The 6,642-nt window shown below is 36.8% G+C and carries 5 protein-coding genes and 2 riboswitches (1 of these 7 running past the window's edge); all 5 genes read right to left on the bottom strand.

What is annotated here, in order from left to right:
* Nucleotides 1-994, bottom strand: partial view of a sensor histidine kinase gene (locus MHB74_RS01580; RefSeq protein WP_061679621.1) — the 5' portion only. It extends 512 nt beyond the left edge of the window; only the first 994 of its 1,506 coding nucleotides appear in the window; its start codon is at nucleotides 992-994; its stop codon lies off the left edge, out of view.
* The gene (locus tag MHB74_RS01575) at nucleotides 978-1,679 is read right to left on the bottom strand and encodes a response regulator transcription factor (RefSeq protein WP_061679620.1); all 702 of its coding nucleotides are present in this window, start codon (nucleotides 1,677-1,679) and stop codon (nucleotides 978-980) included. Before MHB74_RS01575 ends, MHB74_RS01580 begins: the two co-directional genes overlap by 17 nt.
* Nucleotides 1,680-1,824: 145 nt before the next feature.
* On the bottom strand, nucleotides 1,825-3,150 hold the full coding sequence (locus MHB74_RS01570) for an NCS2 family permease (protein ID WP_061679619.1): 1,326 nt from the start codon (nucleotides 3,148-3,150) through the stop codon (nucleotides 1,825-1,827).
* A gap of 128 nt (nucleotides 3,151-3,278) precedes the next feature.
* Nucleotides 3,279-3,380, bottom strand: a riboswitch (purine riboswitch).
* Nucleotides 3,381-3,535: 155 nt separating this feature from the next.
* A complete protein-coding gene (guaA, locus tag MHB74_RS01565) occupies nucleotides 3,536-5,074 on the bottom strand; it encodes a glutamine-hydrolyzing GMP synthase (protein WP_141658087.1) in 1,539 nt (512 codons plus the stop codon).
* Between the two features lie 165 nt (nucleotides 5,075-5,239).
* Nucleotides 5,240-5,341, bottom strand: a riboswitch (purine riboswitch).
* A gap of 479 nt (nucleotides 5,342-5,820) precedes the next feature.
* Nucleotides 5,821-6,564, bottom strand: coding sequence for a DUF6602 domain-containing protein (locus MHB74_RS01560; RefSeq protein ID WP_061679617.1), 744 nt, complete (start codon nucleotides 6,562-6,564; stop codon nucleotides 5,821-5,823).
* Nucleotides 6,565-6,642 lie beyond the last annotated feature (78 nt).

The following is a 6,642-nucleotide window of genomic DNA, read 5'->3' as shown; positions in this document are numbered from 1 at the left end:
CTATTAAATTCTTTAACTGCTCCGACTTCGCAAAAGCAATTCTCGTATATTCATCATGTTGTTCTTTATTTTCATATTTAGAATCTCGAAGTAATCGCAAGTAACCCATAATAGAAGTAAGTGGTGTACGCAAATCGTGAGATACATTCGTAATAAGCTCGTTCTTTTGCTTCTCTAATTTACGTTCCTTTTCTATATTATTCATAAGCTCTTCTGCCATATTATTAATATTCTCAGTTAAAGACGCAATCTCGTCCTCACCTTTCTTCTCAATACGATACGCTAAGTTTCCTTTTTCTATTTCCTTTACACCTTGTGCCATCGCTTCAATTTGCTTCATCTTTCTCTTTGTTATATAGAAGAAAGAGAAAATAAATACGAGTACACCTATGAAAAATGGAAACGGCCCTTCTTGCGTATGATATCTCACTTCACCTCCCGGAATCCCACTAACAAACATGTATAAATTCTTATCTCCTATTGTAATAGGTGCAAAAGCTATAAATTCTTTTCTTGTATTTTCAAATGCATCTTGGCCATTTGAATAGTTGATTGCAAATGATGCTGCATTACGAATTGTATTATGCAAATCAATTTGTTCTTCTTGTGCCTGCTTCGTCTTATATACAACTTTGCCGCTCTCGTCAGTAACCAGTACTTTTAAAGCTCTAGATCCTCGTTCTAAATTTTGATTCTCCCTTTCGATCATATCGGATATAGCTTCTAATTTATTTTCGTGAACTGAACTATTCGCCACATTTTGAGCTTGTTGGTGAATTTCTCTCATACCAGACCCATAATCGATTGTCGCCTGCCGATTCGCATTCTCAAAAAAAGGTGCTGCTCCCTTTGCAAAAAAAAGCCCTAATAACGCACAAGCAGTAAACGCAGTAATAAGTTGAATTCGTATACTCCGTTTCACACTCTTCACTATCTTTCCAATTAATTCTCGAATTTTCCTAACATAAGTAAATGGATTAAATATCTTTTTCAATCTTATACCCCACTCCCCATACTGTTTTTATATATATCGGCTTCCTTGGATTCTCTTCAATCTTTTCACGCACTTTCCGAATATGAACCATTACCGTGTTATCCGACTGGAAAGACCTTTCGTTCCAAACCTTTTCATAAATTTGTTCCGCGCTAAAAACCACCCCAGGATTACGAGCTAGTAATTCTAAAATCGAAAATTCCCTTGGCGTCAGTTTCACTTCTTCTCCATCCACAATAACTTTGTGGGTTGAGATGTTTATTTTCATCTCTCCAATTTCTAACTCGTCCTCATTTTGAATAGCAAAACCATTCATCTTCATATAACGACGTAACTGAGATTTAATTCTTGCGATTAACTCTAACGGGTTAAATGGTTTCGTTACGTAATCATCTGCACCTGTAGTTAATCCTAAAATTTTGTCCATATCTTGCGTTTTCGCAGAAAGCATAATAATCGGCATCTCTTTCGATTCTCTTACTTTCATACACATGTGAATACCATCTACTTTTGGCATCATAATATCTAATACGACTAGATGTACTTCATTTTCTTCTAGTAAACGTAATCCTTCTTCTCCGTCCCCTGCTTGCAACACTTTATATCCTTCATTCTTTAAATAGATTGTAATAAGATTCCTAATTTCTTTTTCATCATCTACGACAAGTATTGTTTCGGTTGCCACAATATCTCCCCCATCACTTTTTTAATCCCTAACTTCTATTATAGGAAAACTTCTGAAGAAAAACGCTCGGAAATCCTTAAGATTTTCTGAAGACGCAAAAAAGGTCTAGACTCCCCTTAAGTCTAGACCTTTCAAAAAACCCCTTTTATTTACGAACGTAGATGAAATATAGTACGAATAAAACTCCCATAACATACATAATTGGATGAATCTCTTTACGACGACCACTTACTACCATTGTAATTGGATAGAAGATAAACCCGATTGCAATCCCTGTCGCAATACTATACGTAAGCGGCATTGAAATGATTGTAAAGAATGCTGGTACTGCAATCTCGAATTTCTTCCAGTCAATTTCGCCTAAAGATGAAACCATTAAGATTCCTACAATAATTAAAGCTGGTGCCGTTACAGCTGGTGTTACAACACTTAATAATGGCGAGAAGAATAGTGCCAGCAAGAAGAATCCAGCTGTTACAACTGCTGTAAATCCAGAACGTCCACCCGCTGCTACCCCTGCAGAAGATTCAATGTAAGACGTTGTTGTTGATGTACCTAAGATCGCACCGATTACAGTTGCAATTGCATCTGCGAATAACGCTTTTCCTGCACGTGGTAATTTATTGTTCTTCATTAATCCAGCTTGATTCGCAACCGCTACAAGTGTACCTGCTGTATCAAAGAAATCAATGAAGAAGAACGTAATAATAACAATCACCATTTGAACAGTGAAAATATCTCCGAAGTGCGTTAATGCCACACCGAACGTTGGTTCTAGACTCGGTATTGCTCCCACTACAGCTTTCGGAGTATCAATTAATCCTGTCGCTACTCCTAAGATTGCTGTAAGAATCATACCGTAGAAAACTGCACCATTTATTTTCTTAATCATGAAGATGATTGTCGTAACAACCCCGAAGATTGCTAGTAACGTTGTGCCCTTTGTTAAATCCCCCAATCCAACAAGAACAGCATCATTTTTCACGATAATTCCGGCATTTTGGAATCCAAGGAATGCAATGAACAATCCGATACCTGCCGCTACTGCAAACTTTAACTCTGATGGAATTGCATTAATGATTTTTTCACGAATACCTGAAGCTGTAAGAATAATAAAGATAATACCTGACATTAATGTTCCAGCAATTGCTGTTTGCCACGGAATACCCATCGTTAACACTGCCGTATAAGCAAAGAACGCGTTAATTCCCATACCCGGTGCCAAAGCAATTGGATACTTCGCGAATATCCCCATAATTAACGAACCAATCGCTGCTGCTAATGCTGTAGCAACGAACACTGCACCTGGATCCATTCCTGTACCCGCTGGTAACCCTTTAACATTCCCAAGTGACAGCGTAGCAGGATTGACAAATAGTACATAAGCCATAGATAAAAATGTCGTTAAACCCGCTATGAACTCTGTTTTGTAATTTGTGCCGAGTTCATCAAACTGAAAATAGCGTTTCATCTTACGTTTCCCCCGTTATATGATTACTCGCCGTAATCTCCCTAGCCCTCTTTTATCTATTAAAAATAAAAAAGGCTTCCATTGCATATACATGGAAGCGTTCTATGAATAAAGATAAGATTCCCCTCACCTTTATAAAAACGCCTCGTAGTCAAGCCATTTACGGTAGCTAGGTAGAAACTTTCGGGCCATATCCCCGATATTATACGACGGCATAATATTCACTTTTTGTTTGAATTACATACTCATATTAACTCGGTGAAGTAGTTTTGTCAATTTAAAAACGAACATTTTTATAAACTTTTATATTTTCGTTCGTATTGATGACGGAAATATAAAAGATCCATCTACGCATGTGCAATAGATGGATCTTTTTTTTATAATACTATTCCCACTCAATAGTTGCTGGTGGCTTACTCGTTACATCATACACGATACGGTTAACGTGCTTTACTTCGTTTACGATACGTACAGAGATTTTCTCTAATACGTCCCAAGGGATACGTGCCCAGTCAGCTGTCATACCGTCGATAGATGTTACTGCACGGATACCTACTGTGTAATCGTAAGTACGCTCGTCACCCATAACACCTACGCTACGCATGCCAGGAAGCGCAGTGAAGTATTGCCAAATTTCACGGTCTAAGCCCGCTTTAATAATTTCTTCGCGTAAAATCGCATCAGATTCACGAACGATTTCTAATTTCTCTTCTGTGATTTCACCTAATACACGAATACCAAGACCCGGTCCCGGGAATGGTTGACGCCATACGATTTCATCAGGAATTCCTAGTTCAGATCCTAATACACGTACTTCATCTTTAAATAACGTGTTTAAAGGCTCAATTAATTTGAACTGCATGTCTTCTGGAAGACCACCAACGTTATGGTGAGATTTAATTGTTTGTGCAGTTGCTGTACCACTTTCAACGATGTCCGTATAAAGTGTACCTTGCGCTAGGAAGTCCATTCCTTGTAATTTAGAAGCTTCATCATCAAATACGTAAATGAATTCATTACCGATGATTTTACGTTTTTGTTCTGGATCTTCTACACCTTTTAACTTGTTCATGAAGCGTTCTTGTGCATCTACTTTAATAACGTTCATGTGGAAGCCTTCGCTGAATGTTTTCATAACGCCTTCTGCTTCACCTTTACGAAGTAAGCCGTGATCAACGAAAATACACGTTAATTGATCGCCAATTGCTTTATGAATTAACACTGCTACAACAGAAGAGTCTACACCGCCGCTAAGTGCGCATAGTACTTTTTTGTCTCCAACAGTTTCACGGATTTTCTCTAATTCTACTTCGATAAAGTTCTCCATGTTCCATCCTTCAGAACAACCACAAGCGCCGAATACGAAGTTTTTAATTAAATCGTTACCGTGCTCAGAGTGACGTACTTCTGGGTGGAATTGTACACCGTATAAGTTTTGCTCTTCATTGCTCATACCAGCAATTGGACAAGACTCACTTGTTGCATCTACTAAGAATCCTTCAGGTAAACCAGTTACTAAGTCACCATGACTCATCCATACAACTTGCTCTTCTGGAAGGTTCGTATATAATTTTGATTCGTTCTCTACTTTAAGAACAGCTTTTCCGTACTCACGGTGATTTGCACGTTCTACTTTACCACCGAAGTGTTGTGTCATAAGCTGCATACCGTAACAAATACCGAAGATCGGTAATCCTAGTTCAAAGATTTTTTCATCACAATGTAATGCGCCTTCACCGTATACACTATTTGGTCCACCAGAGAAGATAATCCCTTTTGGATTCATTGCTTTAATTTCTTCCGCAGTAATTGTATGTGGATGAAGTTCACTGTATACACCGAACTCACGAATTCGACGTGCTATTAACTGATTGTACTGACTCCCAAAATCTAAAACGATAATTGTATCATGCTGCTTTTTCAAAATAATCACCCCAACGTTAGTTCTCGTATATAAATATTTTCACCAATTTGGCAAAAAGCATTACTAATATAATAAAAAAAGCCAGTCCTCCGCCTCTAGTCTCATAACAAAGAAAAGGCAGGGGTCTGGCTTTATAAAGAAAGATAGTCTTCCGCTCTTTATAAATATAAGACACACTGCCTTCATAGTCAGGTTGTTTACGGTAACCCGGTAGAGACTCTCAAACCTTATCTTTGAGGATATATGAAGGATCGTTTTATATTATCTTCCTAGATTCTAACAATGAAGTATTGGTATGGTCAAGAGAGAAAGCGACAAAATTCTACAGAAATTCATTTCCTTTTCTAAAAAACATAAAAAAACATCCATTTCTATATAGAAATGGATGTTTTTCGAGCAAACGGAATTACATCATTCCGCCCATGTGGTTTTGAGCTGTAACATCTTTAACCATGATGGAATGAAACCGCGTGAAATCAACATTTTGCAGGCATCAAGTGTAATATCTTTAACTCGGATTTACTGTGTTTTATTAGACTTCGTTAGCAAAATGTTAGCATACTGTTAGCAGTCAATGATATGTGACTGACTTAATGACTCTATCACAAAAGCGATGCAGACTCCATTTGCATCGCTTTTAAACAGTGGCTGTTACACAATCCACATGTGTGGAGTGTATGTGGCGATACATGAGATGTTGGTGGGTTCTACTTATTGATATACCTTCAATCTTGCTGAAAAGAACCTTAAATCTCCAGATAATACGTGTTATAGTCCATTTTAGAAGGTTCAAAGTTAGATAAATGATTCAATAAATTTGAGTAAAAACGAGAAAATATAAATTTACAAAACTCTTCATTCTTCCCTAAAAAGCTCTCGTTCTGATTAACTTTATCAATTAAAGAGGCCGGTAATGGACAGTTATAATTAGAAGGGAGCAATTCAACTTCTCCTCTGTCAAGTACGTATACGTTATGTAAATAATTATGATATTTCGTATCATTATTTAAATACTGTGCAATTGTTGTTATTTTATTTTTCGACCCATATCCAAAAAGTATATTAATTGGTTCTGTCTCACCCTTATGCTCATCTTTAATATTATTATAAAGTTCTCCGATTTTGGCTGAAGAACGCTTAGCTCCAATAATATCCTTTTCCCCATTAATATTTGTTTTAACCTCAATTGTGGCAGCAAGAGATTGTATCGGAATTATATTCATTTCATATCCTGTGTAAATAGCAGGTATTTTGGTATAATCATATATTAATATATCCGTTTGAAAGCTAACTTCTTTATCAAAAATTACAAAGCCCGTTCCTATTCCCCAACGTTTAGGAAGCATTGCTCTTAAAACATTCTTTAATATACCTTCTGCTTCTCTTCCTGTTTCACCGTTATGTTTTTGCATTAACCTTGTTAATTCTAACTCCTGTAATACCTTTTTTGCTTGATATTCTAATGAAGTATTTAATAAATCGTTCCCCATTCTAAATCATCCCTCTAAATTGAAATATATACTCCCTAATAATCGGTAAGTATTAAAGTTAATTTATACCATTATATA

It is taken from the genome of Bacillus sp. FSL K6-0069 (assembly GCF_038007785.1).
GTDB classification, from domain to species: Bacteria; Bacillota; Bacilli; order Bacillales; family Bacillaceae_G; genus Bacillus_A; species Bacillus_A mobilis.
This window is presented reverse-complemented; position numbering and strand designations above follow the sequence as displayed.

Coding starts and splice junctions, on each gene's coding strand:
- MHB74_RS01560 (WP_061679617.1), bottom strand. CDS start 6,564: ATGGGGAACGATTTATTAAATACTTCATTAGAATATCAAGCAAAAAAG.
- MHB74_RS01570 (WP_061679619.1), bottom strand. CDS start 3,150: ATGAAACGCTATTTTCAGTTTGATGAACTCGGCACAAATTACAAAACA.